Below are 26,646 nucleotides of genomic sequence, written 5' to 3' on the forward strand. Positions count from 1 at the left end.
GGGGTCCCGGAGCCAGTTTCGCCGGGTGCATCGCGTTTGAGTGTCAGGAGTACACCGATGAAATCGAGGGATAACCTTGTCCGTCTCAACCAGTTTCACGTCAATGAAAAGCGGCGTCAGCTGGACCAGCTTGAGACCATGATGGCCGAATTTACCCGCAAGGCTGCCGAACTGGAACTGCAGATCGAATCGGAAGAGAAGAAGGCGAACATCACCGATGTCGACCATTTCGCCTATCCGACCTTCGCCAAAGCAGCCCGGGTTCGCCGCGAAAATCTGCTGACGTCACAGGCCGAGTTGAAGGTCCAGCGCGATGCCGCGGAAGCAGCATTGGCGGAAGCGGAAGCGGAACTGTCACGCGCTGAAATGCTGGATGCCCGCGAAGCGCGCTCGCGGCCGGTCGAAACGGTCGATCGACGTCATATGATCGGCTAGAGCCGTTTAAATAGGCGACAATCAAGGCAGCCGTCGGAGCCTCGTCCTGACCGAGGCCCGACGGCGCTTGCCGTCTATCCGTCGGATGGCGATTTACGGCGTCTGGCGCCGATCCGGAATGCCGCGTCATTTGTTCGCGAGCAAGACCCGTCAGCTCATCCACTGTCCGCCATCGACATTGTAGCATTGTGATACGATATAGTCCGCTTCATCCGAAGCGAGGAAGACAGCCATGCCCGTCAGATCGTCGGGCGTCGCAAAGCGGCCCGCCGGCACGCCGGCCTCCACCTCCGCCTTCTTCTGGCCCGCCGGTTTGCCTTCCAGCCTGGCGAACAGGCTGTCGACGTGCTGCCAGTGTTCGCCTTCCACGACGCCAGGAGCGATGGCGTTCACATTGATGCCGTGCCGGATGAGGTTCAGCCCGGCCGATTGCGTCAGGGAAATCACCGCCGCTTTGGTCGAACAATAAACCGCAACGAGGCTTTCCCCCCTGCGCCCGGCCTGGCTGGCCATGTTGATGATCTTGCCGCCATGGCCCTGCGCAATCATCTGCCTGGCCGCAGCCTGCATGGTGAAGAGCGTGCCGGCGACATTCACGGCAAAGAGCCGCTCATAGCTATGGCGGGTGATATCGACGATAGGGTCCGCGTCGAACACCGCCGCATTGTTGACCAGAATGTCGAGTTTGCCAGACCGTTCGGACACGGTTGCAACGGTCAGATCGATGCTGGCCTGCGCCGTCACGTCCAGCTCCACCGCATAGGCGCCGTCGCCGATTTCCACCGCAGCCGCTTGCGCGGCGGCCAGATCGATGTCGCCGATGGCGACGGTCGCGCCTTCGCGGACATAGGCCTTCGCAAAACCGAGGCCGATTCCCCGCGCCGCGCCGGTAATCAGCGCCGACTTGCCTTCGAGACGCCTCATGCGATCAGGAGCCCACCTTCGTCGAACCGATGAATCTTGTCGGGATGCGGCGTAAGATAGACCCGGTCGCCGTGATGCAGACCGATCTCGCCGTCGGCCCGGATCGTGACGGTTTCGGCAAGCCCGGTCTCATGAACGTGGAAAAACGTGTCCGAACCGAGATGTTCCGCCACGCCGATCGTGCCGTGCCAGACGCCTTCCTCTGTGGAGACATCGATATGTTCGGGCCGGATGCCAATGGTATGAGCGCCGCGCCGCGCCGCTTCCGGCCCGTCGATCAAATTCATCTTCGGCGAACCGATGAAACCGGCGACGAACAGGTTGCGCGGGCTGCGATAGAGTTCGAGCGGGCTGCCGACCTGCTCGATATGGCCCGCCCGCAGAACCACGATCTTGTCGGCCATGGTCATCGCTTCCACCTGGTCGTGCGTCACATACACCATGGTGGTGGCAAGCCGCGTGTGCAGTTCGGAGATTTCAAGGCGCATCCCGACGCGCAGCGCCGCATCGAGATTCGACAGCGGCTCATCGAAGAGGAAGGCAGCCGGCTCGCGGACGATGGCGCGACCGATGGCCACTCGCTGGCGTTGTCCGCCGGACAGCTGCCCCGGCCGGCGGTCCAGATAATCGGTGAGGTTCAGCGCGTGCGCAGCGCTCTCGATCCGCCGCTTCTGTTCGTCCTCGGGCACCTTCGCCATCTTCATCGGAAAGGCGATGTTCTTGCGGACCGACATATGCGGATAGAGCGCGTAGCTCTGGAAGACCATGGCGAGCCCGCGCTTGGCCGGCGGAAGATCGGTCGCCGGCTTGCCATCGATGCGGATCTCGCCTCCGGACACGTCTTCCAATCCGGCGATCAGTCGCAGAAGTGTGGATTTGCCGCAGCCGGACGGGCCGACGAAGACGACGAATTCGCCGTCTTCGATGGTCAGGTCGAGCGGCGGGATGACCTCCACATCGCCGAAACTCTTCTGCACGTTCTCAAGGGTGATGCGTCCCACGGGAAGGTCTCCTTATTTCACCGCGCCGAAGGTCAGGCCGCGGACCAGCTGCTTCTGGCTGAACCAGCCCATGATGAGGATCGGCGCGATGGCCATGGTCGAAGCCGCCGAAAGCTTTGCGTAGAACAGCCCTTCCGGTGACGAATAGCTTGCGATGAAAGCAGTAAGGGGGGCGGCGTTTGCGGCGGTCAGATTGAGCGTCCAGAAGGCCTCGTTCCACGCCAGGATGATATTGAGCAGCATGGTGGAGGCGATACCCGGCACCGCCATCGGCAACAGCACGTAGGTGACCTCCGAACGCAGCGTCGCGCCGTCCATCCTAGCCGCCTCCAGGATCTCGCCGGGAATTTCCTTGAAATAGGTATAGAGCATCCACACGATGATCGGCAGGTTGATCAGCATCAGCACCGCGACCAATCCGGTGCGGGTGTCCAGAAGCCCCATATCCCGGAACAGAAGATAGATGGGCACCAGAACGCCGACGGCTGGCAGCATCTTGGTCGACAGCATCCACATCAGAATGTTCTTGGTCTGCTTGCCGGGCACGAACGCCATCGCCCATGCGGCGGGCACGGCGATGGCAAGGCCCAGAATGGTCGATCCGACCGAGATGACGACCGAGTTCCAGAAGTGGCGGAAATAGTTCGACCGCTCCTGCACCGCCTCGTAGTTCTGGAACGTCCAGTCGAAGAAGAGGAAGGAAGGTGGAGACGAAATCGCTTCGGCCTCGGTCTTGAAACTGGTCAGGACCGTCCAGAGAATCGGAAAGAAGATGATCAGGCCGATTGCCCAGGCGATCGTCGTGTTCACGATCTTGCGGGATCTTGTGACTGAGCGCGCCATTATGCCCTCCTCACGCGTCGAGATTCTTGCCGATCATCCGCATCAGGAAGATCGCAACGATATTGGCGAGGATGATGGCGACCACGCCGCCGGCCGAGCCGAGCCCGACATCGAACTGAAGGAGCGACTGGATATAGACCAGATAGGTCAGATTGGTGGAGGCGACGCCCGGCCCGCCCGCCGTCGTCACCAGAATTTCCGCGAAAATCGACAGGAGGAAGATGGTCTGGATCAGAATGACCACCGTGGCCGCGCGCGAAAGATGCGGCACGACGATGTAGAAGAAGCGCGAAAGGGCGCCGGCGCCATCCATCTCTGCCGCCTCGATCTGCTCGCTGTCGAGCGACTGCATCGCCGTCAGCAGAATCAGCGTTGCGAAGGGCAGCCATTGCCAGGCGACGATCAGAATGATCGAGGCGAGCGGCGCCACCGCCAGAAAGTCGAAAGGTTGTATCCCGATGAGGCGGGCCAGATGGGCGAACAGCCCGTTGACCGGATTCATGAACATATTCTTCCAGACCAGCGCCGACACGGTAGGCATGACGAAGAAGGGGGCGATGACGAGCAGACGCACGATCCCCTGCCCGAACATTGGCTGGTCGAGGAGAAGCGCCAGCAGCGTACCGCCGATTATGGTGATCAGAAGAACGCCGCCGACGAGCAGCAGCGTATTGACAAGCGCCGTCGTGAAGGCCGGATCGGTGAAGAAATATTGATAGTTCTCCATACCGACAAACGGGGTGCCGCCGGGCATCAGCAGATTGTAGCGCAACGTGGAGAAATAGAGCGTCAGCACCAGCGGCACGATCATCCACAGCAACAGGACGATCACGGCAGGCGCGATCATGAGCCGCGCAGCGGCTTTGGAATGCTGGGTCGCCATGGCGGCTCCTCCCTCCCCGGGCAGGCGGCAGATGCGGGGCCGCTTTCAGAAGCGACCCCGCCTGTCGGCAGATTACTTGCCGTAACCCGCGCGGCTCATCTCGCGCTGGGTGATGGACTGGGCCTGCGCCAGCGCCTCCTCGGCCGAGCTCTGCCCGGCCAGCGCTGCCGAGAGCGCCTGCCCCACTGCCGTGCCGATGCCCTGAAACTCGGGGATCGCAACGAACTGCACCCCTGTATACGGCACTTCCTCGACAGTCGGGCTGGTCGGATCGGCAAGCTCGATCGACTGCAGGGTCATCTTGGCGAAGGGCGCCGCATCGAGATAATCCTGGTTCTCATAAAGTGAGGTGCGGGTGCCAGGTGGCACGTTCGCCCAGCCCTCTTTCTCGGCCACGATTTCGGTGTAGTCCTTCGAAGTCGCCCACGCCACGAAATCCTTGGCGGCCTGCTCGGCATCTGTGCCCGCTGGAATCGCCAGCGACCATGCCCAGAGCCAGTTGGCGCGCTTCTCCACGCCTTCCTTGTTGGGCGCCAGCGTGAAACCGACGCTGTCGGCGACCTGACTGTCATCGGGATTGGTTACGAAGGAGGCGGCGACGGTGGCGTCGATCCACATGCCGCACTTGCCCTGCTGGAACAGCGACAGGTTTTCGTTGAAGCCGTTCGACGCCGCGCCCGGAGGACCGTATTTGTTCATCAGGTCGAGATAGGTGGTGAAGCTCTCCTTCCATTCTGGGCTGTCGAACTGCGGCTTCCAGTCCATGTCGAACCAGCGCGCGCCGAAGGAATTGGCCATGGTGGTCAGGAAGGCGGTGTTCTCGCCCCAGCCGGGCTTGCCCCGCAGGCAGATCCCGTAAATCTCGTTCTCGCCATCATGCATCGCCTCGGCGGCCTTTGCGATATCCGTCCAGGTAGGCTCATCCGGCATTTCCATGCCGGCCTTTTCCATCAGGTCCGTGCGATACATGACCATTGAGCTTTCACCGTAGAATGGCGCGGCGTAGAGCGTGCCGTCGACCGAAAGCCCCCCGGCGATTGAGGGCAGGATATCGTCGGCGTCGTAGCCGTCGGGCATGTTCTCAAGCGGCACCAGCCAGTCTTGCTTTGCCCAGATCGGAACCTCGTAGGTGCCGATCGTCATCACGTCGAACTGGCCGCCCTTGGTGGCGATGTCCTGGGTGACGCGCTGGCGCAGCGTGTTTTCTTCCAGAACCACCCATTCGATGGTGTGGCCGGTCTCTTTCTCCCACTGCGGCGAGAGCTGTTGCATCCGGATCATGTCGCCATTGTTCACGGTGGCCACCGTGATGGTATCGGCCATGGCCGATGTCGAAAGACCCGCCACAAGGCCAAAGCCCACGGCGGACCCCAAAAGGGTGCGCTTCGAAATCATAGTATCCTCCCAGAAACTTTACACGGGGAAAATATAAGGAGGAAAGTTGCGCCGCGTCAACTGAAAACGGCGACTGCCGATTGTGGCACGCCAACCGCCGTTTTGGGCTAGGCCGACTCGCGAAGCTTTAACGCTCCGTCGAACAGCTGAATTTCCGGTTGGCCGGGGGCAAAGCCGCCCCGCATCTTCTGAACCAGTCGCGACACGGCGGCCTTGCCGATCGCATCGACATTTTGCGCAACGGTCGTCAGCGATGGCGCGGTGAAGGGGCAGAGCGGATAATCGTCATGGCCGGCGATCCGCAATCCGCCCTTCGCGCCACGCCCGGGAACGAGGCCGTGACGCGATGCCGCACGCAACGCGCCAATGGCGACGCGGTCGTTGACGCAAAGAACGGATCGGTCGATGTATTGGCCACGCGCGAAAGCGGCATTCATCACCGCCTCGCCGTGCTCCTCGAAATACCAGAAATCCTCGATCAGTTCGGTGCCAACGACCTCCGGCTCATGGCCGAGCCGTTCCATACATTCGATATAGGCGTGTTCGCGCTCCATGGCGTTGAAGTTCACGCGCGGCATGGCGAGGAATATGGGCGGCGGCCCGACACGGCAGAGATATTCGGTGATCAGACCCGTGCTCTGCCAGTGATCGCTGCCCACAAAATCGACATTCGGCATCGTTGTCGGCCGGGAGTCCACGAGAACGAAGGGCAACCGTTCTTGCAGTCGTTCATAGGTTTTCAGGTCGCTCTGATTGCCGAGCGGCACGACGAGCGCGCCATCCACGCTCATCGACATAAAGGTTTGGGCGGCCCGCGCTTCGATATCCGGATCGAAATGGGAGCACTGCATAATGACGGTGAACCCCGCATCCATCGCGGCGATCTCAATGGCCTGCAAAAGCTTGGTGAAGAAGAGGTCGTTCAGATAGGGGATGATGACGCCGATCAGCCCGGTCGTCTTCCGGTTCATCCGCGTGGCGAAGAAGTTCGGCACATATTCGATCTTTTCCAGCTCCCGCTGGATTCGCGCCGCAGTAGAACGGCGAACGCTTTGCGGGTCCTGAAAATAACGCGAAAGGGTGGGCCGGGAGACGCCGATCGCCACCGACAACTCCTTCATCGTATCGATCTTCTGCTTTTTCATCGCCTGCCTTACCGCTCCATAGTGGCGCCGTACCTTTACGCAGATACGAACCGTGTCAAATTAGCGAACCGACGAACATAATATTTACACGTGTAAAATTCTTGAGTCCTGATGGTGGTTCCCGGTCTGGCGTCCAGTTGATTGTCGTATTGTCGAACCCCTGCCCTGAAAGCACGGGGGATGGCCATGAGCTCGAGGATATCCCTGCATACGCAGTAGCGGCCCGGGAGAATATTGGGTTTGAGGGAAGCCGGTTCCGTTTACGAATATCGTGCAGGATCGGCAGACTTTTCGATTCCAGTAGTCCGCGCAATGCCGTTCTTCAACTGTCTCGTTTTGATCGTACTGGCTCGTGCCGGTATCCATCGCCGTGCTGTTCGTGATGGTCGCCAAACAGAACACGCGCATAAGGCGGCTGGAGACGCTTCTGGTGCAAGGGAAAGCGACGATCGGCGCGCAGGAGAGAGGGCGCCCCGCTCTGACCGAACCTGCGGTACCGGCCGAGCCTGCCGAACCTGCAACTCCGATTACCCCTATCGAACCCGCCGCTCCAGCCGCAAAACCGTCTATCGGCAGGGGACAGCCGACCACGGAGGAGGCTGGTTCTGCGGTCCTTTGCTGGCCGCCGTCGGCATACTGGGCGCCAGCATCGCGCCGTTTCTGGTTGGCGGCGAGCCTAGCGCGCCCTTCTGGCTCCATGGTTATTTCGGCACGGTCGCGATGGCCGGTCTGACGATCAACATTCTGCGGAAATGGCGCTGGATCGGCGGCGTCTCGCTTTTCGTTCCTTACGGAGCTGCGACAATTGTGATGATCGGCCTGGGCGGGGCCCTGTCCTTTACGCTCCTGTCCGTGACTCTTTGCCTCGCAGCCGTGTTTCTGTCCTACGGCTCCTTCTCGCCATCGGGAGATGGCCGGGCGATGTGGGTCAACACCGCTGCGAGCCGCTCCGGCGATGGTTGGGCCCTGGGCGCGGTCGCGCTGGACAGGCGCTTTCGCCTGCCGGGCCTGCTCCTTTTCGTCGTCCTGGGCGGGATCGTTCCTCGTTCTCGGCTGGGCTCCCGCGAGCCTTGCCTGGGTCAACCGTCGCGCATCCATGGCAAGCGCACAAACACCGTAGCGCCTGACGTCGCCCGATGGTGCATCGGCGCCCTATGCGTCGGCGATCGCGATGGGCTGGCCTTCTGCGAGCGAACGGGCAGCGGCATCGGCGAGCATCTGTGCGCGCAGACCGTCGCGAATACCGGGCGTCGGCTGCGTGCCATCGAGAACGGCCTCGATGAAGTGTTCCATCTCGGCGCGATAGGCGGCTTCGTAACGCTCCAGAAAGAAATGTTGCGCCGGCGCCGCGCGAAAACCGGCCCCGGACGCCACCTCGACCGTATTTTCCAGAACGTTCGCCGCGCGAAGCATACCACGCGAACCGTGCACCTCGATCCGCTGATCGTAGCCATAGGTGGCGCGCCGCGAATTGGAAATCTGACAGATTTTTCCGGAGGCGGTGGTGAGCGTCACGGCGGCCGTATCGACATCGCCGGCTTCGCCGATATTCGGATCGACCAGAGCGGCTCCGACCGCATAGACGCTGACCGGCTCTTCGCCGAGCAGAAAGCGGGCCATGTCGAAATCGTGGATCATCATGTCGCGAAACAACCCGCCGGAGCTTTTGATGTAATCGATCGGCGGCGGGCTTGGGTCGCGCGACAGGATCGTCACGATCTCCACATGGCCGATCTCGTCTTCCACGATCCGGCTCTGCAGATTGGCGAAATTCGGATCGAACCGCCGGTTGAAGGCGGACAGAAACGGCACGCCGGCCTTTTCCACGGCGGCAATGCAATCGCGAATGCGGTCCACCGACAGATCGACCGGCTTTTCGCAGAAAATGGGTTTGCCGGCAGCGGCGGCGGCATGGATCAGTTCATAATGGGTATCGGTCGGCGTGCCGATAACGACGGCATCCACATCGCCGCTCGCAATCAACTCTTCGGTTTCCATGACCGTCGCGCCGGTCTTCCTTGCCAACGTTTCGGCCGGTTCGGCGAAGGCATCCGCGACCGCTGTCACGACCGCGCCATCGACCTGTCCGACCGAGCGGGCGTGAACCTGTCCGATACGGCCGCATCCCAATAGTCCGATCTTCAGCATGTCAGTCCTTCTTGAATGCTTGCAAAACAATTCGCGCCGCCGCGACGACAGGATCGTGCGTTTCCTTGAGGATCGCCACCCGGTCGAACCGGCTCGCGTCCCGCTCGACAGCTTCGCGCAATGCATTGCCGAACGCCATGCGCAGCTCGGTGCCGATATTGAATTTGCAGATTCTGGAACCGTGCGCCAGCGTCCGGCGCTGCGCCACCGGCACGCCCGATCCGCCATGGATGACGAGCGGCACGTCCGTCACCGCCTCGATGGCGCGGATGCGCTCTTCATCGAGCCCGCCTTCCTGGTCCTGCTGCAGATGGACATTGCCGACCGAGATCGCCATGGCGTCCACCCCCGTCTCGCGCGCGAAGCGGCTGGCCTCGTCGGGATCGGTGCCGTCGGACCCTTCGCCCCCCGAATAGCCGACGAAGCCGATCTCACCCTCGCATGAGACGCCGGCGCTATGCGCCATTTCGGCGATGGCAGCGGTCTCGTCGATGTTCTGCGGCAAGGGCTTGCGCGATCCGTCGTACATCACCGAGGTGAAGCCGCTGTCGATCGCCTCGCGGCATTCCTCCGCCGTGTAGCCATGATCGAGATGGGCGACGACCGGCACGCTCGCGCCTTCCGCCAGATGACGGTACATCTTGCCGAGGATCGGCAAAGGCGTGTGCGCCCGGCAGGACGGGCCAGCCTGCAGGATCACCGGACAGTTCTCCGCCTCGGCCGCGGCCACATAGGCGCGCATGTCCTCCCAGCCGAGCGTGACAAGGCCCGCCACGGCGTAACCGTCCGACAGCGCCGGCCGCAGCACCTCTTCCAGCGTCGCAAGCGTCATTTGAACTTCGCCACCATGTCCAGAATGCCCGGAATGGTGTGCAGCTGCGCGTCATGCGTCGGCTGGAAATATTGCTTAAGGCTGCGCTGGCTGAGCCCGCCGAGAATGGTGAAGTAGTACATTTCATAGCCCGGTAACGCGGCGCAGGGGTGGTAGCCCTTGTCGATCAGAATCGTGGAGCCGTCCATGATGTGATAGGCGTCGCCCGGCTCGTTGTCCTGGCGTTGGAGCATCTGCATACCCGAGCCGTAATTGGGCCGGAACCGGAAATTGTAGGTCTCGTCATGGCGGGTTTCGATCATCTCGCCATCGTCGCCCTTACGGTCGGTATCGTGCTTGTGGCTCGGAAAGCCGGACCAGCCGCCCTGCCCCACGGTGAAAAGTTCGCTGACGAGCAGACGGCCCACCTTGTCGTGATATTTCGTGCCGAGAATATGCTTGATCTTGCGGTGCGTCTTCGTTTCGTCCGAGCCGTACTGCACAAGATCGAGTTCGGCCTCGCGCACGTCGAAGGGCTCCAGAACCTTGTCGTATTTCGCGCCGGCGATGAAGGTCTCGGTTTCGTCGCTCAGGCATGTGATCGTCACCTTCGCACCGACCGGCACGTAGACGCCTTCCGGCTCGCCGTCCCACACATCGACGGTGCGGTTGCCGAGATTGTCGTATACGGCGCCTTCCACTGCGACCTTCACCGTGCCGGTCGCCGGTACCACGCAGGTCTCGTAGCCCGGCACCGCATAATCGAAGGTCTCGCCCTTCTTCAGCTTGACGATGTTGAAATAGTTGAGCGGCACCAGATCGTGATCGGCATCGACGATCGGTTTATTCTGATTTTCGTGGGGCGCGATATGCATGGGACGTCCTTTCAGGATTCTGTTGGGCCGGGATGGGACGCCAGAAAGGCTTCCAGCGCTTCGGCATCGGGCATGGCGGGGGCGCATCCTGGTTTCGAGACAACGATCGATGCGCAGGCCGAACCGCGCAGAACGGCTTCCTTCATCGCGCGCCGTTTCGACAAAGAAGCAAGGAAACCGGCCATGAAGCTGTCGCCCGCACCGGTCGGCTTGATGGCTTCCACCGGATAGATGCCGGTGCGAAATGCTTCGCCATCGGCGAAGGTCTCAGCGCCTTTGGGCCCCATTTTGTAGACGACGATGCCGGCCGATGAAGCGGCAAGTTCGCGGGCCTTGCCCCGCCCCTTGGCGATATTGCCGGCCATGAAGCCGAATTCCTCGTCATTGCCGACGATGATATCGGACAATGCGCCGGCACGTGACAGCACATCTTCCGCGAATTCGGCCGATGGCCAGCTATAGGGGCGGTAGTCGATGTCGAAAATGATTGGCAGGCCCGCCTTGCGCGCCAGTTCGAAGGCCCGGAACGTCGCCGAACGCGAAGGATCTGCAGCGAAAACCGTGCCGGCGGTGATAAGCGCGCCGTAGCGGCTGTAATCGACAGCTTCCACATCGGCTACGCTCATCTGAAAGTCGGCGGCATTGTTGCGGTAGATGACCGACTGATGCTCCGCGATCCGCGTCTCGTAGACGGCAAGAGAGGTCCGTTCCTCGCCGCGAATGCGCTTCACATGCGTTCGGTCGACCCCGTAGGCATCGAGCTGATTCTCGCAGTACCAGCCCACCGCATCGTCGGAGACCGATGTCATCAGCGCCGCACGGCAACCCAATTTCACCAGCCCGGCCGCGATATTGGCCGAACTGCCCCCCATCGCCACCATCATGGTCTGCGCATCCTGCGTGCGGGTGCCGGGCGGCGTTGGGGACAGATCCATTCCGACCCGGCCGATGACCAGGAAGTCACGCTTGGCGATGCCTTCCAGAAGCGACGATATGGTCATTGACGGCCTTCGGTGTTACCGGCTTTCGCGGCGTCCAGAACCTCGGGATAGGGATAGTTCAGTCCCAGCAGCTGGCGCAGATCCGGATGCGCCTCGTCGATGACCGACTGCGGCAGCGCTGCCGGCATGTCCTCCATCGGCTTCACCCATTTTGGCAGATACTGGATCAGGATCGCGCTGCGGTCGTGATCGGCCCTGTTCGGCATGGCGCAATGCCAGGTCGCACCGTAAAAGAGGGCCACATCGCCGGGCTCGCCCGTCATCCGTTCGCAGCGCTCGAAAAACCGGTCTTCCGACGTCGGATAGCGCAGTTCCTTCTGCGATCCGGGAAGATAACCAGTTGCCCCGCTCTCCTCGGTGAAGGGGTCGAGCAGGATCGAAACCTGCGCGTTCATCGGAAAGGATGCGTTGAGACCAACGGGATGGGTATTGGGCTTGTGGAAATCCCAATAGGGGTAATCGACGTGAGGCTCCTGGCCGGGACCGCCCGGAAGGATGCGGTTCGCCGCGATCGAACCCATGATGAATTCGGTGCCAAGAAAGGCGCGCAGGATTTCCATCAGTTTCGGATGGGTGGCCATCCGCTCGAAGATCGCGCCCTTGGCCAGCAGGTTCCAGACGCGCCGCTGCAGATTGAGCTTGCCCTCTTCCTGTGCGGCACCCTGAAAATGCGTGACCTTCTCCGCTGCCTGTTCCGAATACTCCATAACGATGGACCGCGCTTCTGCGATCTCCTCGGGCGTGAAGAGACCGGAAATGCCCACCGCACCGCCGCCATGCAACAGTTCCTCCACGATCTCACTGACAATCGCGGTTTCTGCTTTGAAACGCTTCATTAGACACCCCTCCTCTGCTTGCTTCGGTTGGCTTCTGTCTCGAGATGCGCTTTGCGCACGCTCTCGCTTTCGGTAATGTGCGGGGTGCCGACCTCCCACCAGGCATGGCCCTCGGTCGTCCAGCCCTCATAGGGATCGACCTTCATGACGATCACATGGGTGCGGTCGCTTTGCTGGGCGCGCTCAAACGCCTCACCAAGCTCGGCGGGGTTGGAAACGGTCTCGGCAATGGCGCCCTGCGAAGTGGCATGCGCCTCGAAATCGACCGCGAAGGGCTCGGGAATCGTCGGGCAATGTTCGAGCAGATTGTTGAAGCTCTCATTGCCGGTATTGTTCTGCAGCTTGTTGATGACGGCGAAACCGCCATTGTCGAGCACGAGGACGATCAGCTTCTTGCGGCTCAGAACCGACGAATAGATGTCCGAGTTCAGCATCATGTACGAGCCGTCGCCGATGAAGACGATGGTGTCGCGCTCCGGCTCGCGTTCGCTCTGCGCGATCCGCGCACCCCAGGCCCCGGAAATCTCGTAGCCCATGCAGGAAAAGCCGAATTCGACATCGACCGTTCCGGTGGCGAGCGTCCGCCAGTTGGCCGTAACTTCTGCCGGCAGGCCGCCTGCCGCCGCGACGATCCGGTCGCGCGAATCGCACAGGTCGTTCACGACGCCGATGGCCTGAGCATAGGAGTTCGGCCGATTGCCGTCGTGGGAGACATTGTCGGCGACATAGGCGTCCCATGTTTTCCGCTGGTCGCGCGCAAACGATACCCAGTCGTCCGGCGCGCGATAATCGAGCGCTTCGCCCAGTTTTTCGAGCGACAGCTTCGCATCGCCGACCACCGGCAAGGACCGATGCTTGCCGGCATCGTGCCGCGCCGCATTGATGGAAACGATCTGCGCTTCCTTCGCAAAGGCCGTCCATGAGCCGGTCGTGAAGTCCTGAAGGCGCGTGCCCACGGCCAGAATGACGTCCGCCTTCTCGGCAATCGCATTGGCGCTGTTGGAGCCGGTCACGCCGACCGGTCCGATATTGAGCGGATGGGTCGCCAGCATGTTGGCGCGCCCGGCAATGGTTTCGACGACTGGGATCCGGTGCGTTTCGGCAAAGGCGGTCAATTCGTCGACAGCCCGCGAATACTGCACGCCGCCGCCCGCAATGATCATCGGCCGCTGGGCCTTGGACAGGGCGGCGAGCGCATCGGCGATTTCCAAATCGTCCGGGCTCTGCCGGCGGATACGATGCACCTTTCTCTCGAAGAAGACGGCGGGATAATCGTATGTCCAGCCCTGCACGTCCTGCGGCAGGCCGAGAAAGGCCGGGCCGCAATCGGCTGGATCGAGCATGGTCGCGATGGCATTCGGAAGCGACTGGACGATCTGCGCCGGATGGGTGATCCGGTCCCAGTAGCGCACCACCGGCCTGAAAGCGTCGTTCACCCCGAGCGTCGGATCGTAGAAATTCTCCATCTGCTGCAAGACGGGGTCTGGCAGTCGCGTGACGAACGTATCGCCGCAGAGCAGCAGCATTGGCAGGCGGTTGGCATGGGTAAGCGCCGCCGAAGTCAACAGATTGGAGGTGCCCGGCCCGGCGCTCGCCGTGCAGAACATGAAACGCTGACGCAACCACTGCTTGGCATAGCCGGCGGCGGCGAACCCCATGCTCTGTTCGTTCTGTCCGCGATAAAGGGGCAGTTCCTCGCGGACATTGTAGAGCGCTTCGCCGAGACAGGTGACGTTGCCATGACCGAAAATGCCGAACCCGCCGCCGCAAAGGCGCATCTCCTCGCCGTCGATCTCGATATACTGGTTGGCTAGCCAGCGAATGATCGCTTGCGCCGTGGTCAGGGTCATGGTCTCGTCGCTCGTCATATCCCTAGGAGCCCTCTCGGTTTTTCGTCCCTGCGCCGAATGCTGCTTGCGAGTGTCGGAATGACAGGATACAAAGTTTGCAACCGGTTGCAAACTGAATTTCGTGGTTTGGGAGTTTTGGGGTGTCGAAAATTGGGATTGGCGTCTTGGGCGGCGGCTATATGGGAAAGGCGCACTCCGTAGCAATGGCCGCCGTCGGCGCAGTGTTCGACACCGCGCTGCGGCCTCGTCTACAGATGATCTGCGCCTCGACGCCCGAAAGTGCCGAGCGCTACCGCAAAGCCTATGGGTTTACTCAGGCGACCGGCGATTGGCGCACGCTTGTCGGAAACCCCGACGTCGAAGCCATCGTCATCGCGACCCCCCAGGAAACGCATCGCGCCATCGCCGAAGCCGCCTTTGCGCTCGGCAAGCCCGTCTTTTGCGAAAAACCACTCGGCGCTTCGCTCGAAGACAGCGCGGCCATGGTCGCGGCGGCGCAAAAGTCCGGCGTGCCGAACATGGTCGGCTTCAACTATATCCGTACGCCCGCCAGCCAATATGCGCGCCGACTCATCGCAGAGGGGCAGATCGGCGACATCACCTGGTTTCGCGGCGAGCACACCGAGGATTTCTATGCCGACCCCGAAAAGCCGACATCGTGGCGAACCACCGGCATGGCCAATGGTACGATGGGCGATCTGGCGCCGCATATGATCAATGCGAGCCTTGGGCTTATCGGCCCGATCGCCCAGGTGATGGGTCTTGTCGAGACCGTTCACGAAACCCGTCCGGGCGGCGCGGTCGACAATGACGATCACGCACAGATGATGTGCCGTTTCGAAAACGGCGCGATGGGGCAGATGTACTTCTCCCGCATCGCGACGGGCCGGAAGATGGGCTACGCCTACGAGATTACGGGCACGAAGGGCGCGATCCGCTTTGATCAGGAAGACCAGAACGCGCTCTGGTTCTACCGCGCCGACGACCTCGAAGCCGAGCGCGGTTTCCGCAAGATCCTGACGGGCCCGGCCCATCCCGACTATGAGCCGTTCTGTCAGGGACCCGGCCACGGCACCGGCTACCAGGATCAGATCATCATCGAAGCGCGCGATTTCCTGCGCGCGATCGAGACGGGCGAACACGTCTGGCCGACCTTCGAGGACGGCCACGAGGTCAATCGCATCGTCGCGGCCGTTCTGGCCTCGTCGCAGGACGGCGCCTGGAAAAACATCGAAGATTTCTAGACATTGAGGGTGGAAAGATGACGATCCGGATTGGCAACGCGCCCTGCTCCTGGGGTGTGGAATTTGCTGGCGATCCGCGCAACCCGGCATGGCAGACCGTGCTGAAGGAATGCGCAGAGGCGGGCTATAAGGGTATCGAGCTTGGGCCGGTCGGCTTCATGCCTGAAGATCCCGCCATGCTGGCGGATGGCCTCGCCGAGCACGATCTTGAGCTTGTCGGCGGCGTGGTGTTCCGCGCCTATCACGATCCCGATCAATGGTTGCACGTGCTGGATGGCACCCACCGCACGGCAAGGGCGCTCAAGGCGCATGGCGCGCAGCATCTGGTGTTGATCGATTCCATCTCGCCGCGCCGCGCGCCGACGGCGGGGCGAAACGACGAGGCCGAACAGATGGACAAGGCCGAATGGGCGGCCTATCGCGACCGGATCGCCGAAAGCGCCCGGATCGGCACCGAGGAATACGGCCTGACGGTCGGCATCCACGCCCATGCGGGCGGCTTCCTGGATTTCGAGCCGGAACTGGAGCGGCTGCTCGAAGAGGTCGACGAAAAAATTCTGAAGATCTGCTTCGACACCGGCCATCACTCCTATGCGGGCTACGATCCGGTAGCGTTCATGAAGCGGCATATAGACCGCATTTCCTACATGCACTTCAAGGATATCGATCCGGCAATCAAGGCCCAGGCGGTCGATAGCCGGACCGGCTTCTACGAGGCCTGCGGCCAGGGCATTTTCTGCAATCTCGGCGAAGGCGATGTCGACTTTCCGGCCGTCCGCCAGGTGCTGCTCGATGCCGGCTTCGAAGGCTGGTGCACGGTCGAGCAGGATTGCGATCCGACGCTCGATCCAGACCCGCTCGGCGATGCGCAAAAGAACCGCGAATATCTGCAATCCATCGGCTTCAACTGAGAGCGTCTTCACATGGCAAAGCTGAAATGGGGCATGATCGGTGGCGGCGAAGGCAGCCAGATCGGCCCGGCACACCGTCTCGGCGCGGGCCTCGACGGTCTGTTCGAATTCACCGCCGGTGCGCTCGATCACCGGCCCGAAGCGGGCCGCGACTACGGTCAGCGCCTGGGTCTGTCGCCGGACCGCTCTTATGGCGATTGGCGCGAAATGCTGGAAGGCGAGAAAGGCCGTGACGACCGCGTCGATCTCGTGACGGTCGCAACACCGAACGCCACGCATTTCGAGATCACGAAGGCCTTTCTGGAGAACGGTTTTCACGTGCTCTGCGAAAAGCCGATGACCATGACTGTCGAGGAAGGCGAGGACATTGTTCGCCTCTCGGAAAAGACCGGCCGAATCTGCGCGGTGAATTACGGCTATACCGGCTACTCGCTTGTCCGGCATATGAAGGCGATGGTGGCGCGCGGAGACCTTGGGCGCGTCCGGTTGGTCGTGGCCGAATTCGCCCATGGCCATCATGCCGATGCCGCCGATATGGACAATCCGCGTGTGCGCTGGCGCTACGACCCGGCCCAGGCCGGCGTGTCGGCGCAGTTCGCCGATTGCGGCATCCACGCCTTGCACATGGCCAGTTTCGTCATCGGCCAGAACGCCGAGCGTCTTTCCGCCGACACGGTGTCCTGCATTGATAGCCGGACGCTTGAAGACGATGCCATGGTCAATCTGCGCTTCGATGGCGGTACGGTCGGGCGGCTTTGGACCTCGTCCATCGCCATTGGCCGTCAGCACGGCCTGACGCTGCAGGTCTTCGGCGAGAAAGGCGGGTTGCGCTGGGCGCAGGAACAGCCGAACCAGCTCTACTGGATGCCGCTTGGCGAGCGACTACAGATCATCGAACGCGGCGAAGCCAATTTGTCGCCGGAAGCCGATCGCAGCACGCGCGTCACCATCGGCCATGCAGAGGGCATGCCGCTCGCCTTCGCCAATATCTACAGCGATCTGGCCGAAGCGATCCGCGCCGCAAAGGACGGCCGCGACATGGACCCGGCCGCCGACCTCTACCCACGCGCCGAGGACGGGCTGCGCTCCATGGCGGCGGTGTTTGCGGTTGCGGAAAGCGGCAAGCGGAACGGCGAATGGGTGGATGCCCGCCCGCCTTTGTTTCGCTAGGACGCGCTAGGCGTTCGTCGAAACGGGGCGCAGCGTGCCCCGTTCGATCACCGTGCAGGGAAAGATGCGCGCTTCCGGATAGCGCTGCGGCTCGGTCAGGGTCGCTTCCATCAGTTCGATGGAGGAGTTGACGATCTGCCGGATCGGCTGATGGATCGTTGTAAGGTCGATATTCTGCCAGCGCGCCATTTCCATGTCGTTCAGCCCGATCAGCCCGATATCGCCCGGCACGGATAGACCGCTTTCCCTTATCGCGGACAGCGCGCCGATGGACAGCACATCGTCACCGCAGAAATAGGCCTCGGCCGGCTCGTTCTTCAAAAGACGCAGCATTTCGTCCCGGCCGGCGTCGAACGAATAGGCATTGGCGAAGGAATGGCTGAGTTTTATATTCGGGTGCTTGGCCAGTTCGCTTAGGAAACCCGCATAGCGGTCCTGGGTCGAGGTTGCCGCTTCCGGTCCGCCGAGAAAGGCGACGTTGGAATAGCCCCGCTCGACCAGCGTCGCGGCTGCCGTCCGACCGCATTCCACATTGTCGATCCCGACGACATGCACCTGAGGGTTGGACGAGTAGCGCCCGAAACTGTGGACGACCGGCACACCCGCATCGCGAAACGCCTTCGCAAACCCGTGCGGCAGGGTGGACGATGCCACCACGACGCCATCCACCGAATATTGACGCAGCATTCGCACGGAATTTTCGGGATCGGTTTCGTCCGACAGATTGACCAGCAACGGACGAAGACCGCGATCCTGCAAACCGCGCGTGAAGAGGTCGAACACTTCCAGAAAGATCGGGTTGTGAAAATTGTTGGAGACAAGCCCGATCAGCTTGGTCCGGCCCGTCGTTAGCGAAGAGGCCAATGCATTGGGACTGTAACCGAGTTCGCGCGCGGCCTTTTCGACCTTGCGCCGCATTTTGATGGAAACGGACGCCCCATCGGTGAACGTGCGCGAGACCGCGGATCGCGACACGCCCGCCCGCTCTGCAACATCCTTCAACGTGACAACCATTCTCGGTCAGGCCCCAAGCCGATTTCGCAGACCTTCTAACCAATACATCCTTAAACTGGAACGATTTTTTTGCAACCGGTTGCAAAGTGATCGGCTGTGTGCTTATCCTTGTGGCGAAGACGGTCGGAGGACCACTCTTCGGACCGAGGACGGTCAAGTTTGGGAGGAACGCATGATCTCACTATGGAAGAAACTGGCTCTGGCAACGGCGATCGTCGCGACGCCGATGGCGGTGGCGACGCAGGCCGTCGCGGAAGGCGAGAAATATGTCCTCGTCAGCCACGCACCCGACAGCGACAGCTGGTGGAACACGATCAAGAACGGGATCGCGCTTGCCGGCGAGCAGATGGGCGTCGAAGTCGAATACCGCAATCCGCCGACCGGCGATATTGCCGACATGGCGCGCATCATCGAACAGGCCGCCGCTTCGGCGCCGGATGGCATCATCACCACGCTGGCCGATTACGACGTTCTGCAGCAGCCGATCAAGAACGCGATCGCCAGCGGCGTCGACGTGATCATCATGAACACCGGCTCGGCCGAACAGGCGAGCGAAGTCGGCGCGCTGATGTATGTCGGCCAGCCCGAATACGATGCCGGCAAGGCCGCCGGCGAGCGTGCCAAGAAGGACGGCGTGACATCTTTCTTGTGCGTGAACCACTCGATCCAGCAGCCGACCCTCGTCGATCGCTGTCAGGGCTTTGCCGACGGGCTCGGTGTCGAACTTGGCAACTCCATGCTGGATAGCGGCGCCGACCCGGCGGAAATCAAGAACAAGGTTCAGGCCTATCTTTCGGCAAATCCTGATACCGACGCCGTCCTGACGCTCGGCCCGGTTTCGGCCGATCCCACCATGCTGGCCCTTCAGGACAACGGCATGGCCGGCGACATCTATTTCGGCACGTTCGATCTGGGCGAGGAGATCGTCAAAGGCATCAAGGACGGCGTGATCGAATGGGGCATCGACCAGCAGCCCTTCCTGCAGGCCTACCTGCCGGTTGTCATTCTGACGAATTATCACCGCTATGGCGTGCTGCCCGGCAACAACATCAATTCCGGTCCCGGCTTCGTTACCGCAGACGGTCTTGAAAAGATCGAGCAGTTCGCCGGCGAATACCGCTGATTCGAGACAATGCGCGGCGGCCGTCATTCGTGATGGCCGCCCTTTTTCCATCCGAACAGAATTCGTGAGGCGGTCATGTCCGACGCATCGAATGTCACGCCGGAAGTCGACGAACGCATCAAAACCCGGTCGCGGTTCCGTGAAGCCCTCATTCGGCCGGAACTTGGCGGCATCGTCGGCACGGCCGTCGTCTTCGCCCTCTTTCTTCTCTTCGCTTTCGACAGCGGCATGTTTTCCAGCCAGGGCGTGCTGAACTGGAGTCAGGTCTCGGCTCAGTTCATGATCATCGCCGTCGGCGCCTGCCTTCTGATGATCGCCGGCGAGTTCGACCTTTCCGTCGGATCGATGATCGGCTTTGCCGGCATGATCATCGCCATCTTCTCGGTGACGCTCGGCTGGCCGGTCTGGATGTCGATTATCCTGACATTCGCCCTTTGCATCGCGATCGGCGCGTTGAACGGCTTCATCGTCGTCCGCACCGGGCTCCCGAGCTTCATCGTCACGCTCGCCTTCCTCTTCATCCTTCGCGGCTTCACGATCTACCTTCCGCAGACCATCGAGCGGAAGACAATCATCGGCGGCATTTCCGATGCAGCCGAGGGCGACTGGCTGGCGTTCCTGTTCGGCGGCACGCTGTTCAAGGGGCTTTTCCAGTGGCTCGGCGATCAGGACATTATCGAAACCTTCACCCGCGGCGCACGCGAGGGACAGCCCGTGGTTGACGGTATTCCCATGCTGATCGTCTGGGCCATCGCACTGGTGATCTTCGGCCATATCCTCCTGACGAAAACGAAGTTCGGCAACTGGATCTTTGCATCCGGCGGCGATGCCGAAGCGGCGCGCAATTCCGGCGTGCCGGTCAACCGGGTGAAGGTGCTGATGTTCATGTTCACCGCCTTCTGCGCCACCGTCTTCGCCACATGTCAGGTGATGGAGTTCGGCTCCGCCGGCGCCGATCGCGGCCTTTTGAAAGAGTTCGAGGCCATCATCGCGGTGGTGATCGGCGGCGCGCTTCTGACCGGCGGCTACGGCTCGGTGATCGGCGCCGCGCTCGGCGCGCTGATCTTCGGCGTGGTCCAGCAGGGCTTGTTCTTCGCCGGCGTCGAAAGTTCGCTCTTCCGGGTCTTCCTCGGCGTCATTCTGCTCGCGGCGGTTATTCTGAACACCTACATCCGCCGCATGATCACGGGGGAGCGCTGAAATGGCTGAACCGATCATCCGCATGGAAAACATCGAGAAGCACTTCGGCAAGGTGATCGCCCTTGCCGGCGTGTCGGTCGATGTCCTTCCGGGAGAGTGCCATTGCCTGCTTGGCGACAATGGAGCCGGCAAATCCACCTTCATCAAGATCATGTCGGGCGTCTACACGCCGACAGCCGGCGAAATCCATTTCGACGGCGCGCCGATGAATTTCGACGATCCGCGCGACGCCATCGATGCAGGTATCGCGACCGTCCACCAGCATCTGGCCATGATCCCGCTCATGTCGGTCAGCCGGAACTTCTTCATGGGCAATGAGCCGCTGAAAAGGATCGGACCGCTCAAATTCTTCGACCATGAGAAGGCCAATAAGATCACCATGGATGAGATGCGCAAGATGGGCATCAGTCTGCGTGGGCCGGACCAGGCCGTGGGCACCCTCTCCGGCGGCGAGCGCCAGACCGTCGCCATTGCCCGCGCGGTCTATCTCGGCGCCAAGGTGCTGATCCTGGACGAGCCGACATCCGCGCTCGGTGTCCGGCAGACGGCCAATGTGCTGGCGACCATCGACAAGGTGCGCAAACAGGGCATCGCCGTGGTGTTCATCACCCACAATGTCCGTCATGCCATGGCCGTCGGCGACCGGTTCACCGTTCTCAATCGCGGCCAGACCTTCGGCACGGCCAGACGCGGCGAGATCACCGCCGACGAATTGCAGGACATGATGGCCGGCGGCCAGGAACTGGTCGAACTGGAAGGCAGCCTCGGCGGCACGGTCTAGCGAACGCCGAAATTAGGAGACGTCGGCTGCATTATGCCTCGAACCGGCGGGCCGTTTCAGCCGTTGTCGGGCGCGATCTCCACTTTTGCGCCGCTTTCCTCGAGCGCGGCGAGAATGCAGGGCTCGGGCCTAATATCCGTGACAAGAGTCGTATTCGGGCCCCAGTCGAGGATCATCCGCAAGGAACGGTTGCCGAATTTGGAATGGTCGGCCAACACGATGGTCCGGTCGGCCACATCGACCATCGCCTCATAGACATGGGCCGCATTCCGAAGGGCCTCGCTGACGCCGGTCTCGTCTATGGCGGACGCACCGATAATGGCGAGAGGGGTGCGGTAGCGGTCGATATATTCCAGCGTCTCCGGACCGTAGACGATCCCTTCTCGCGGCTCGACCTTGCCCGGCATCGAAACCGCCTCGATCAGCGGATTGCCCGACAGCTCGATCGCCATTCCCAATGACGACGTCAGCACCGTGATCCTGCGGTCCGCGGATTTCAGCGCGCGAGCGAAATGCAGCGTCGTCGCGCCGCCACCGATGAACAGACTTTCCGTACTGTCGATAAGCGTCATGGCGTGGCGCGCGATCCGCTCGCGTTCGGGCACATATTGTTTCAGGCGCTCGGCAAGGACCGGCTCGAACACCGTCGTCCGTACCGCGCCGCCGTAGGTGCGCCTGATCCGCCCGGACGCGTCGAGTTCTGCGAGATCGCGCCGAACCGTTTCAGCGGAGACCGCCAGTTCATCCGCCATTTCGCCGACTCGCATAGCCGGATTGATCTCCAGCTGCTCCAGGATGAGCTGCTGCCGCCGGGCCTTCTTCGATAGACTTTTCAACGCCGTGGACCTCCCGATCTGCAATCTACCGCCGACACCGAAATCGTCCACTCCCAACTTTTTTGACCAACATACCACATTTTTTGTTGGCAGACGGCCAGAAATGCGCAAGGGTAGCGCAACCAGAGAGGGTATCACGTGTTCGATTACGGCTATTTCTCTTTCGATTCCAAGGAAGCGCTGCTTCAAAAAGCTGCGGAATACTGGAATCCGGGCAAGGTCAGCTTTTGGCAGGAAGCTGGGACACCGATGGTGATCGACCGGCGCGAAGGCTACTTCCTTTATGACATGTCGGGCAAACGCCTGATCGACCTCCACCTGAACGGCGGCACCTACAATTTCGGCCACCGCCATCCCGAACTGGTCGAGGTTCTGAAGTCGGGGCTCGACTACTTCGACATGGGCAATCACTGGTTCCCATCCGTCGCCCGCGCCGCCTTCGCCGAAAAGCTGGTGAAGACCGCTCCGCACATGAAATACGCCATCTTCGGCGCCGGCGGAGCGGAGGCGGTCGAGATCGCCATCAAGACCGCCCGCTATGCCACCAAGCGCAAGAGAATTGTCTCCATTATCAAAGGCTATCACGGCCATTCGGGCCTGGCGGTCGCGACTGGCGACGAACGCTTCACCAAAATCTTCCTTGCCGACCGGCCGGAGGAATTCGCCCAGGTGCCGTTCAACGATGTGGACGCTCTGGAACGCGAACTGAAGAAGGGCGACGTCGCCGCCTTCATCATCGAGACCATTCCGGCGACCTACGGCTTCCCCATGCCGCATGACGGCTATCTCAAGGCCTGCCAGGACCTCTGCCACGCCTACGGCGCCAAGTTCATTTCCGACGAGGTGCAGACGGGGCTGATGCGCACCGGCGTGATGTGGGGCTGGCAAGGCTACGGCCTGACGCCGGATATCTTCGTCTGCGGCAAGGGTCTCGGCGGCGGTCTCTACCCGATCAGCGCCTGCCTCGTGACCGAGGAGTGCGGCCAGTGGCAGGTGGAGGATGGCGCGGCCCATATCTCGACAGCGGGCGGGTCCGAACTCGGCTGCCTCATGGGCCACCATGTCATCGAAATGCTGCAGCGGCCGGAAGTCATCTCCAACATCGATTTCGTGGCGAATTTCTTCGCTCAGTCGCTCGCCGAGATGATGGCCCGCCACAGCGATATTTTCGTCGGTGTGCGTCAAAGGGGCGTCGTGCTGGGATTGGAATTCGACCATCCCGAAGGCGCGGTCGCCGTCTCGCGGGCGCTCTACGAAAACGGCGTCTGGGCGATCTTCTCCTCGCTCGACAAGCGTGTGCTCCAGTTCAAGCCGGGCGTGCTGAAGGACGTCGAACTCTGCCAGGAGATCGTGGACCGGTTCGACGCATCCATGCCCCGCGCCCGTCAGCTTCTGAAAACCATGAAGAGGGCCGCGTAAATGGGTAATGCCGCGCTTCTGAATGTGCCCGATCGCGACCTGTCCTCGGCCCGCATGGCGGTCAACCGCGCCGCCTGGGCCTCGAAATATTATCGGACATTCGACCGCGACGCCGTGCTGCGCATCGCAGGGGCCGTTGCGAAGGCCGGCTATGAGAAGGCCCCGCATTATGCCGAATGGGCCGTTCGAGAAACCGGTTATGGCGTCGTCGAACACAAGACCGTCAAGAACCGTCTCTGCACCCACGATCTGCTGGATTACTACCACGATCTCGACCTGGTTTCCGCGCGCATCGACGAAGAACGCAACATCGTCGAACTGCCCAAGCCGGCGGGTGTGATCTTCGCGCTGGCGCCTGTCACGAACCCGGTTGCCACGGTTTATTACAAGGCGATGCTGGCGATTCTCAGCAGGAACGCCATCGTTCTTTGCCCGCATCCGGCGGCGAAGGAGTGCTCCGCCGATGCCGCCCGTCATCTGGCTGCGGCCGCAGAAGCGGCGGGCGCGCCCTCAGGCCTGATCCAGTGCGTCGAGAACCCCTCCGTGCCGCTGGTCGAGGACATCATGTCGTCCGACCGGATCAACGTCATCATGGCAACGGGCGGCAATGCGATGGTCCGCGCCGCCTATTCGTCCGGCAATCCGGCCATTGGCGTCGGTCCGGGCAATGCGGTGGCTTTCGTCGATCCCTCCGCCAATGTCGATCGGGCCGCGAAATGCCTCGTCGAAAGCAAGAGCTTCGACAATTCGATCCTCTGCACCAATGAAAGCATTTGCCTCACGCTGGAAGAGAATTTCGGCAATGTGGAGCGTGCCCTGCGCACCGCCGGCGCGCATATCTGCAACGAGACCGATACCGACCGCCTGCGCGACTACCTCTGGGCCGACAAAGGCTTCAACGTCGAGGCCATTGGCAAATCAGCTGCGTGGATCGCCGACAAGGCCGGCATACGCGTTAATCCGGCGACGAAAATTCTCGTACCTGTCGTCCGTCGTCCCGGGCAGGACGATCTGCTGTTCCGCGAAAAGCTATGCCCGGTCCTGACGCTGACGGCGGCGGTCGATTTCGAACAGGCCGTGACCTTTGCCCGCCATGCGTCGAAGCGAGGCGCGGGCCATTCGGCGGCGTTTCACGGCGAGGATCGCGACCGCCTCGTCGCCTTCTCGCAGGCCGTGCCGGTCTATCGCGTAGTGGTCAATGCGCCGTGCAGCCAGGGCGCAGCCGGGTTTGCGACCTATCTTCCGCCGTCTTTCATGATCGGCACCGGCTATGCGGGACGGTCTTCCGTCGGCGAAAACGTCGGCCCGCAACATCTCGTCCACTGGACGAAGATTGCCTTCGAGCGCGACAGCTATGCCGACCTGGAGGGTATCGATCTGTCGACGGTATCGCAGCCCCGCGCGGTGCCTGCGCCTTCGGTAACAGCGGCGCAAACACCATCGCCGTCCGCTACCCCTTCGGTCGATAGAAATGAACTGCGCCGCCTTATTCTCGAAGAGCTCAAGGGCCTGAAAGGTGACGCGCAATGACCGATCTGCGCGCCTCCATCTTCATCGATCAGCTTCAGCCGCAGACACTGGCTTATATCGCCACCTGGATGCGAGGCACCCTGCCCCGCCTACGCATGGCCGCGCAGATCGTCGAGATCGCGCCGGGCCTCGACATCGAGGCGCTGACCGACACGGTGCTGAAGAGCGCCGACGTGCGGGCCGGTCTCCTCGTGGTCGAGCGCCAGTTCGGCACGTTGCAGTTCCATTCCCATTCCACGGCGGAAGTACACGCCGGCGCCGCCGCCATTCTGGAGGCGCTCGGCCAGACCATGAAGGATGTGGCCACGCCGAAGATCCTCGCCTCCAAACTCGTCACCAATGTCGACGACCAGCACGCCTTTCTGATGAACCGCAACAAGCTGGGATCGATGGTGATCGGCGGCGACAGCATCTATCTGCTCGAATGCCAGTCGGCGGCCTACGCCATTCTCGCCTGCAACGAGGCGGAGAAGGAAGCCGACATCAAGCTCATCGACATGCGCATGATCGGCGCCAATGGCCGGCTCTATCTGGCTGGCACCGAGGCCGATGTGCGCAATGCGCGCAACGCCGCCGAAAGCGCTCTGCGCGAAGCGGGAGCGGTCTGATGTCGGCATTGCGCGACGAGATACGGGCCATTTTGCGCGAAGAGCTGGCCGCTTTCCGCGGCGACGCCGGGGCGGTGGTCGAAACCGTGCGCATCGATTCCAGTGGCGATCTCAACCGGTTCGTTGCCGATCTGCTCACCCGTGCGGACGAGCCGGACTTCCGGACGCGGGTCGCATCCGGGCAGATCCGGTTCGAACTCGGCAAACCGACGCCCTACGCCGCGCGCGCCATCGTCAGTAGCCCGCCGAAGCCGGCGGGCCCCATGCTGGACAAGAAGCTTGTCACCGAAATCGACATCGCCGCCCTTGGCCCCGGAACCCTCCGTCTCGCCAAGCACAGCAGGCTGACCCCGCTAGCCAAGGACGAAGCGCGGCGCAAGGGCATTCGGATCGAAAGGATCGAGACATGATCAAGGGTCGCGTCAAGGGAAAGGTCTGGTCGTCGCGCCATGTCGGCACGCTGCCGCCGGGCGCCCTTCTGGAAGTGGAGACCGAAGCGGGCGGGCGCATCATCGCCTTCGATCCGCTCGGCTGCGACGACGAAGAGGCAGTGATGGTGACCCAGGGCTCCGTCGCCGCCGCCTATTTCAACGGCAAGAACGCCCCGGTCGACGCCCTGATCATCGGCTCGATCGACGAAAACACCAAACAGAAATCTTGAGA

General features: G+C 61.9%; 26 protein-coding genes and 1 pseudogene. 13 read left to right on the plus strand and 14 right to left on the minus strand.

The features are described from left to right. Window positions 1–57: 57 nt before the first annotated feature. A complete protein-coding gene (locus B7H23_RS10850; RefSeq protein ID WP_094077415.1) occupies window positions 58–435 on the plus strand; it encodes a flagellar export protein FliJ in 378 nt (125 codons plus the stop codon). A 150-nt stretch (window positions 436–585) separates the two neighbouring features. Here the strand turns inward: B7H23_RS10850 and B7H23_RS10855 are convergent, their stop codons facing one another. From B7H23_RS10855 to B7H23_RS10880, 6 genes are all read right to left on the minus strand, one after another. Next, entirely contained in the window at window positions 586–1,359 is a 774-nt protein-coding gene (locus B7H23_RS10855) for an L-iditol 2-dehydrogenase (RefSeq protein ID WP_094077416.1), read from the minus strand. Further along, window positions 1,356–2,360, minus strand: coding sequence for an ABC transporter ATP-binding protein (locus B7H23_RS10860; RefSeq protein ID WP_094077417.1), 1,005 nt, complete (start codon window positions 2,358–2,360; stop codon window positions 1,356–1,358). The genes B7H23_RS10855 and B7H23_RS10860 overlap by 4 nt, the downstream gene beginning before the upstream one ends. Window positions 2,361–2,372: 12 nt before the next feature. Next, window positions 2,373–3,203 carry a carbohydrate ABC transporter permease gene (locus B7H23_RS10865; protein ID WP_094077418.1) on the minus strand — a complete coding sequence of 277 codons (831 nt, stop codon included), beginning with the start codon at window positions 3,201–3,203 and terminating at the stop codon, window positions 2,373–2,375. A gap of 10 nt (window positions 3,204–3,213) precedes the next feature. After that, window positions 3,214–4,086, minus strand: a complete 873-nt coding sequence (locus B7H23_RS10870; RefSeq protein ID WP_094077419.1) for a carbohydrate ABC transporter permease — start codon at window positions 4,084–4,086, stop codon at window positions 3,214–3,216. Between the two features lie 72 nt (window positions 4,087–4,158). Then, complete coding sequence (locus B7H23_RS10875) at window positions 4,159–5,478, minus strand: ABC transporter substrate-binding protein (protein WP_476703827.1); 1,320 nt, start codon at window positions 5,476–5,478, stop codon at window positions 4,159–4,161. Window positions 5,479–5,588: 110 nt separating this feature from the next. Continuing rightward, the gene (locus B7H23_RS10880) at window positions 5,589–6,626 is read right to left on the minus strand and encodes a LacI family DNA-binding transcriptional regulator (RefSeq protein WP_094077421.1); all 1,038 of its coding nucleotides are present in this window, start codon (window positions 6,624–6,626) and stop codon (window positions 5,589–5,591) included. Between the two features lie 312 nt (window positions 6,627–6,938). Between B7H23_RS10880 and B7H23_RS16350 the strand changes: the two are divergent. Continuing rightward, window positions 6,939–7,616, plus strand: a pseudogene (locus B7H23_RS16350) (hypothetical protein); the annotation flags it as partial. A gap of 162 nt (window positions 7,617–7,778) precedes the next feature. Here B7H23_RS16350 and iolG read toward each other — a convergent pair. Genes iolG through iolD form a run of 6 tightly spaced genes read right to left on the minus strand, consistent with a single transcriptional unit; the run spans window position 7,779 to window position 14,147 of the window. Then, complete coding sequence (iolG, locus tag B7H23_RS10885) at window positions 7,779–8,774, minus strand: inositol 2-dehydrogenase (protein WP_094077422.1); 996 nt, start codon at window positions 8,772–8,774, stop codon at window positions 7,779–7,781. Between the two features lies 1 nt (window position 8,775). Further along, window positions 8,776–9,606 (minus strand): class II fructose-bisphosphate aldolase, encoded by an 831-nt coding sequence (locus tag B7H23_RS10890; protein WP_094077423.1) that lies wholly within the window; start codon window positions 9,604–9,606, stop codon window positions 8,776–8,778. Then, window positions 9,603–10,460: a 5-deoxy-glucuronate isomerase gene (locus B7H23_RS10895; protein WP_094077424.1), complete on the minus strand. Its 858-nt coding sequence runs from the start codon at window positions 10,458–10,460 to the stop codon at window positions 9,603–9,605. The genes B7H23_RS10890 and B7H23_RS10895 overlap by 4 nt, the downstream gene beginning before the upstream one ends. Before the next feature lie 11 nt (window positions 10,461–10,471). Continuing rightward, window positions 10,472–11,461, minus strand: coding sequence for a 5-dehydro-2-deoxygluconokinase (gene iolC / locus B7H23_RS10900; RefSeq protein WP_094077425.1), 990 nt, complete (start codon window positions 11,459–11,461; stop codon window positions 10,472–10,474). Then, the gene (locus B7H23_RS10905; protein WP_094077426.1) at window positions 11,458–12,297 is read right to left on the minus strand and encodes a phytanoyl-CoA dioxygenase family protein; all 840 of its coding nucleotides are present in this window, start codon (window positions 12,295–12,297) and stop codon (window positions 11,458–11,460) included. Before B7H23_RS10905 ends, iolC begins: the two co-directional genes overlap by 4 nt. Further along, on the minus strand, window positions 12,297–14,147 hold the full coding sequence (gene iolD / locus B7H23_RS10910; RefSeq protein WP_240535068.1) for a 3D-(3,5/4)-trihydroxycyclohexane-1,2-dione acylhydrolase (decyclizing): 1,851 nt from the start codon (window positions 14,145–14,147) through the stop codon (window positions 12,297–12,299). Before iolD ends, B7H23_RS10905 begins: the two co-directional genes overlap by 1 nt. A gap of 140 nt (window positions 14,148–14,287) precedes the next feature. Here iolD and B7H23_RS10915 point away from each other — a divergent pair, with 140 nt between their 5' ends. The 3 genes from B7H23_RS10915 to B7H23_RS10925 are packed head-to-tail and all read left to right on the plus strand — an operon-like array spanning window position 14,288 to window position 17,472. Then, the gene (locus B7H23_RS10915; protein WP_094077428.1) at window positions 14,288–15,391 is read left to right on the plus strand and encodes a Gfo/Idh/MocA family protein; all 1,104 of its coding nucleotides are present in this window, start codon (window positions 14,288–14,290) and stop codon (window positions 15,389–15,391) included. A 17-nt stretch (window positions 15,392–15,408) separates the two neighbouring features. Beyond that, the gene (locus tag B7H23_RS10920) at window positions 15,409–16,302 is read left to right on the plus strand and encodes a TIM barrel protein (protein ID WP_094077429.1); all 894 of its coding nucleotides are present in this window, start codon (window positions 15,409–15,411) and stop codon (window positions 16,300–16,302) included. A gap of 12 nt (window positions 16,303–16,314) precedes the next feature. Next, window positions 16,315–17,472: a Gfo/Idh/MocA family protein gene (locus B7H23_RS10925; protein ID WP_094077430.1), complete on the plus strand. Its 1,158-nt coding sequence runs from the start codon at window positions 16,315–16,317 to the stop codon at window positions 17,470–17,472. A gap of 6 nt (window positions 17,473–17,478) precedes the next feature. On the opposite strand, the gene B7H23_RS10930 is transcribed toward B7H23_RS10925, so the two are convergent. After that, window positions 17,479–18,474, minus strand: a complete 996-nt coding sequence (locus B7H23_RS10930) for a LacI family DNA-binding transcriptional regulator (RefSeq protein ID WP_240535070.1) — start codon at window positions 18,472–18,474, stop codon at window positions 17,479–17,481. A 184-nt stretch (window positions 18,475–18,658) separates the two neighbouring features. Here B7H23_RS10930 and B7H23_RS10935 point away from each other — a divergent pair, with 184 nt between their 5' ends. The 3 genes from B7H23_RS10935 to B7H23_RS10945 all read left to right on the plus strand — a co-directional run bounded on the left by B7H23_RS10935 (window position 18,659) and on the right by B7H23_RS10945 (window position 21,590). Further along, on the plus strand, window positions 18,659–19,609 hold the full coding sequence (locus B7H23_RS10935; RefSeq protein WP_094077432.1) for a sugar ABC transporter substrate-binding protein: 951 nt from the start codon (window positions 18,659–18,661) through the stop codon (window positions 19,607–19,609). A gap of 75 nt (window positions 19,610–19,684) precedes the next feature. Then, the gene (locus tag B7H23_RS10940) at window positions 19,685–20,809 is read left to right on the plus strand and encodes an ABC transporter permease (RefSeq protein ID WP_094077433.1); all 1,125 of its coding nucleotides are present in this window, start codon (window positions 19,685–19,687) and stop codon (window positions 20,807–20,809) included. A gap of 1 nt (window position 20,810) precedes the next feature. Beyond that, a complete protein-coding gene (locus B7H23_RS10945; protein ID WP_094077434.1) occupies window positions 20,811–21,590 on the plus strand; it encodes an ATP-binding cassette domain-containing protein in 780 nt (259 codons plus the stop codon). 56 nt (window positions 21,591–21,646) lie between these two features. Here B7H23_RS10945 and B7H23_RS10950 read toward each other — a convergent pair whose 3' ends face one another. Continuing rightward, the gene (locus B7H23_RS10950) at window positions 21,647–22,426 is read right to left on the minus strand and encodes a DeoR/GlpR family DNA-binding transcription regulator (protein ID WP_143534764.1); all 780 of its coding nucleotides are present in this window, start codon (window positions 22,424–22,426) and stop codon (window positions 21,647–21,649) included. A gap of 138 nt (window positions 22,427–22,564) precedes the next feature. Here B7H23_RS10950 and B7H23_RS10955 point away from each other — a divergent pair, with 138 nt between their 5' ends. Genes B7H23_RS10955 through B7H23_RS10975 form a run of 5 tightly spaced genes read left to right on the plus strand, consistent with a single transcriptional unit; the run spans window position 22,565 to window position 26,644 of the window. Further along, window positions 22,565–23,845 (plus strand): class-III pyridoxal-phosphate-dependent aminotransferase, encoded by a 1,281-nt coding sequence (locus B7H23_RS10955; RefSeq protein ID WP_094077436.1) that lies wholly within the window; start codon window positions 22,565–22,567, stop codon window positions 23,843–23,845. Continuing rightward, on the plus strand, window positions 23,846–25,375 hold the full coding sequence (locus B7H23_RS10960; protein WP_094077437.1) for an aldehyde dehydrogenase family protein: 1,530 nt from the start codon (window positions 23,846–23,848) through the stop codon (window positions 25,373–25,375). Then, entirely contained in the window at window positions 25,372–25,983 is a 612-nt protein-coding gene (locus B7H23_RS10965) for a BMC domain-containing protein (RefSeq protein WP_094077438.1), read from the plus strand. Before B7H23_RS10960 ends, B7H23_RS10965 begins: the two co-directional genes overlap by 4 nt. Continuing rightward, window positions 25,983–26,393, plus strand: a complete 411-nt coding sequence (locus B7H23_RS10970) for a hypothetical protein (RefSeq protein ID WP_094077439.1) — start codon at window positions 25,983–25,985, stop codon at window positions 26,391–26,393. The genes B7H23_RS10965 and B7H23_RS10970 overlap by 1 nt, the downstream gene beginning before the upstream one ends. Beyond that, on the plus strand, window positions 26,390–26,644 hold the full coding sequence (locus B7H23_RS10975; RefSeq protein WP_094077440.1) for a EutN/CcmL family microcompartment protein: 255 nt from the start codon (window positions 26,390–26,392) through the stop codon (window positions 26,642–26,644). The genes B7H23_RS10970 and B7H23_RS10975 overlap by 4 nt, the downstream gene beginning before the upstream one ends. Window positions 26,645–26,646: the final 2 nt, after the last annotated feature.

Origin of the sequence: Notoacmeibacter marinus, from assembly GCF_002238045.1 — a bacterium.
GTDB lineage: Bacteria > Pseudomonadota > Alphaproteobacteria > Rhizobiales > Rhizobiaceae > Notoacmeibacter > Notoacmeibacter marinus.

Excerpts from the sequence above, each read along its gene's own strand:
- B7H23_RS10850 (WP_094077415.1), top strand. The coding sequence starts at position 58 with ATGAAATCGAGGGATAACCTTGTCCGTCTCAACCAGTTTCACGTCAAT.
- B7H23_RS10855 (WP_094077416.1), bottom strand. The coding sequence starts at position 1,359 with ATGAGGCGTCTCGAAGGCAAGTCGGCGCTGATTACCGGCGCGGCGCGG.
- B7H23_RS10865 (WP_094077418.1), bottom strand. The coding sequence starts at position 3,203 with ATGGCGCGCTCAGTCACAAGATCCCGCAAGATCGTGAACACGACGATC.
- B7H23_RS10870 (WP_094077419.1), bottom strand. The coding sequence starts at position 4,086 with ATGGCGACCCAGCATTCCAAAGCCGCTGCGCGGCTCATGATCGCGCCT.
- B7H23_RS10880 (WP_094077421.1), bottom strand. The coding sequence starts at position 6,626 with ATGAAAAAGCAGAAGATCGATACGATGAAGGAGTTGTCGGTGGCGATC.
- iolG (WP_094077422.1), bottom strand. The coding sequence starts at position 8,774 with ATGCTGAAGATCGGACTATTGGGATGCGGCCGTATCGGACAGGTTCAC.
- B7H23_RS10890 (WP_094077423.1), bottom strand. The coding sequence starts at position 9,606 with ATGACGCTTGCGACGCTGGAAGAGGTGCTGCGGCCGGCGCTGTCGGAC.
- B7H23_RS10895 (WP_094077424.1), bottom strand. The coding sequence starts at position 10,460 with ATGCATATCGCGCCCCACGAAAATCAGAATAAACCGATCGTCGATGCC.
- iolC (WP_094077425.1), bottom strand. The coding sequence starts at position 11,461 with ATGACCATATCGTCGCTTCTGGAAGGCATCGCCAAGCGTGACTTCCTG.
- B7H23_RS10905 (WP_094077426.1), bottom strand. The coding sequence starts at position 12,297 with ATGAAGCGTTTCAAAGCAGAAACCGCGATTGTCAGTGAGATCGTGGAG.
- iolD (WP_240535068.1), bottom strand. The coding sequence starts at position 14,147 with ATGACCCTGACCACGGCGCAAGCGATCATTCGCTGGCTAGCCAACCAG.
- B7H23_RS10920 (WP_094077429.1), top strand. The coding sequence starts at position 15,409 with ATGACGATCCGGATTGGCAACGCGCCCTGCTCCTGGGGTGTGGAATTT.
- B7H23_RS10925 (WP_094077430.1), top strand. The coding sequence starts at position 16,315 with ATGGCAAAGCTGAAATGGGGCATGATCGGTGGCGGCGAAGGCAGCCAG.
- B7H23_RS10935 (WP_094077432.1), top strand. The coding sequence starts at position 18,659 with ATGATCTCACTATGGAAGAAACTGGCTCTGGCAACGGCGATCGTCGCG.
- B7H23_RS10940 (WP_094077433.1), top strand. The coding sequence starts at position 19,685 with ATGTCCGACGCATCGAATGTCACGCCGGAAGTCGACGAACGCATCAAA.
- B7H23_RS10945 (WP_094077434.1), top strand. The coding sequence starts at position 20,811 with ATGGCTGAACCGATCATCCGCATGGAAAACATCGAGAAGCACTTCGGC.
- B7H23_RS10960 (WP_094077437.1), top strand. The coding sequence starts at position 23,846 with ATGGGTAATGCCGCGCTTCTGAATGTGCCCGATCGCGACCTGTCCTCG.
- B7H23_RS10965 (WP_094077438.1), top strand. The coding sequence starts at position 25,372 with ATGACCGATCTGCGCGCCTCCATCTTCATCGATCAGCTTCAGCCGCAG.
- B7H23_RS10970 (WP_094077439.1), top strand. The coding sequence starts at position 25,983 with ATGTCGGCATTGCGCGACGAGATACGGGCCATTTTGCGCGAAGAGCTG.
- B7H23_RS10975 (WP_094077440.1), top strand. The coding sequence starts at position 26,390 with ATGATCAAGGGTCGCGTCAAGGGAAAGGTCTGGTCGTCGCGCCATGTC.